3 protein-coding genes are annotated in these 2,340 nt (G+C 74.1%); all 3 read left to right on the top strand.

What is annotated here, in order from left to right:
• A partial coding sequence (locus tag E4P40_RS28415; protein WP_167762392.1) for an NfeD family protein occupies nucleotides 1–388 on the top strand: 388 nt, incomplete at its 5' end.
• On the top strand, nucleotides 385–1,914 hold the full coding sequence (locus E4P40_RS27285; protein WP_135161420.1) for a flotillin family protein: 1,530 nt from the start codon (nucleotides 385–387) through the stop codon (nucleotides 1,912–1,914). The genes E4P40_RS28415 and E4P40_RS27285, both read left to right, overlap by 4 nt.
• Before the next feature lie 43 nt (nucleotides 1,915–1,957).
• The coding region (locus tag E4P40_RS27280) for a DUF5996 family protein (protein ID WP_245160627.1) at nucleotides 1,958–2,340 on the top strand (383 nt) is incomplete at its 3' end.

The following is a 2,340-nucleotide window of genomic DNA, read 5'->3' as shown; positions in this document are numbered from 1 at the left end:
GTTCGGCGGCGCCGCGGCGACCAGCGTGCTGCCCGAGGACCTCCCGGACGCCGTCACCGCGCTGCTGGCGGTCGCCGTCGGCCTGGCCGTCGCCGTCCCGCTCGCGTGGGGCGCCGTCCGGCTGTCCCGCGCGCTGAGGGACATGCCGACCCAGGAGACGCTGACCCGCCACCACCTCGTGGGCGCGCAGGGCGTCGTCGTCTCCGCCGTGCCGGGGTCCGGCTTCGGCGAGGTGCGGCTGGCGATGGCCGGCCAGCAGCTCAAGTTCTCCGCCCGCAGCGACGTGCCGCTCCCCGCCGGGACGCCGGTCTACGTCGTCGAAGCGCTCAGCGAGACCGCGGTCGAGGTCGTCTCGACCGCTCCCGACCCCGGAGGCATCCACCCGTGACCCTGCTCTACGCCATCGGCGGCATGGCCGTCCTGGTCCTGCTGCTGATCCTGCTCATCCTGTCCCGCATCAAGGTGGCCGGACCCAACCAGGCGTTCCTGGTCACCGGCCGCCAGGGCCGCCAGGTCACCGACGCGTCCGGCGTGGTGTCGCGGGACAGCTCCGGCCAGAAGGTCGTCATGGGCGCCAGCGTCTTCGTGCTGCCCGTCGTCCAGAAGCTGCACACCATGGACCTCTCCAGCCGCCGCATCCCGGTCGGCATCCGGGGCGCGGTGTCCAAGCAGGGCGTGAAGTGCGACCTCGAGGGCGTGGCGATCGTCAAGGTCGGTGGCAGCGAGAGCTCCATCCGCGCCGCCGCCCAGCGCTTCCTCAACCAGCAGGAGGGGATCGACACCTTCACGTCGGAGGTCCTCGCCGGCGCGCTGCGGTCGATCGTCGGCCGGCTGACCATCGAGGAGATCATCCGCGACCGCGCGGCGTTCGCCTCCGCCGTCGCCGAGGAGGCCGAGTCCTCGCTGACCGGCCAGGGACTGGTGCTCGACACCTTCCAGCTGCAGGACATCCAGGCCGAGGGCTCCTACCTCGCCGACCTCGGGCGTCCGGAGGCGGCGCGGGTGCTGAAGGAGGCCAGCATCGCCGAGGCGCGCGCCCGGCAGGCCGCCCAGCAGGAGCAGCTGCTCGCCGACGAGGCGATCGCCATCGCCCAGCGTCAGCTGGCGCTCAAGCAGGCCGAGATCACCGCCGAGACCGACGCCGCGAAGGCCCGCGCCGCGGCGGCCGGTCCGCTGGCCCAGGCGGCGCAGGACCAGGCGATCCTCATGGAGCAGGAGAAGGTCGCCGAGCGGACGGCGGCCCTGACCGAGCGCCAGCTCGACACGCAGGTCCGCCGCCCCGCCGACGCGGAGCGGTACCGCGTCGAGCAGGAGGCCGAGGGCCGCAAGAACTCGGCGATCCTCAGTGCCGAGGCCCAGCGGCAGGCGACCATCGCCGCCGCCCAGGCCGCCGCCGAGCAGGCCAAGCTGTCCGGTGAGGGCGAGCGGGCCCGCCGGTCGGCCCTCGCCGAGGCCGACGCCATCGAGGGCGCCAAGCGCGGTGAGGCCGAGAAGCTGCGCCGCGAGGCGATCGCCGACGCCGTCGAGCGGGAGGGTGCGGCCGAGGCGGCCGCGATCCTGGCGCGCGGGCAGGCCGAGGCCGAGGCGCTGGACGCGCGCTCGGACGCCTTCGCCAAGTACGGCGAGGCCGCGATCCTGGAGATGCTGGTCAAGGTGCTGCCGGAGGTGGTGGGCGCCGCCGCCGCGCCGCTGTCGGGCGTGGACAAGATGACCGTCATCTCCACCGACGGCGCCGGTTCACTGGGCCGCTCGGTCGCGTCCAACGTCGCCCAGGGGCTGCAGCTGTCCGGGGACCTGACCGGCATCGACGTCGGGGCGTTGCTGCGCCGGCTCAGCGGCGCGGCCGGTCAGGACGGCGTCACCCGGGTGCCGATCGCCTCCGACGGCCCGACGGGCAACGGCGCCCACGCCTGACCCGGCGTCGGCGTCCGGTCCGGCGGTCGACAGACTGGGTGGGATGAGCGAGCGACCCCCCTCCCGGTACTGGCCGTCGATCCGGGTCGCCGATTGGGCGGACACCCGGGACACCCTGCAGCTGTACACGCAGGTGATCGGCAAGGTCCGCATGGCGAACACGGCGCTGTCCAATCACTGGTGGAACGTGCCGCTGTACGTCACCGCCCGCGGGCTGACGACGTCGCTGATGCCGCACCCGACCGGTCCGTCGTTCCAGGTGGACCTCCTCGCCCACCGCCTCGAGGTGCTCACCGCCGACGGCCGGACCGGAACGCTGCCGCTCGGTCCCCGGGCCGTGGCGGACTTCCACGCCGACGTCCTGCGGTTGCTCGACGGGCTCGACGTCGGGACCGATATCTGGCCGGTGCCGGTCGAGATCCCGGG

The organism is Blastococcus sp. CT_GayMR20 (genome assembly GCF_004570345.1).
This window is presented reverse-complemented; position numbering and strand designations above follow the sequence as displayed.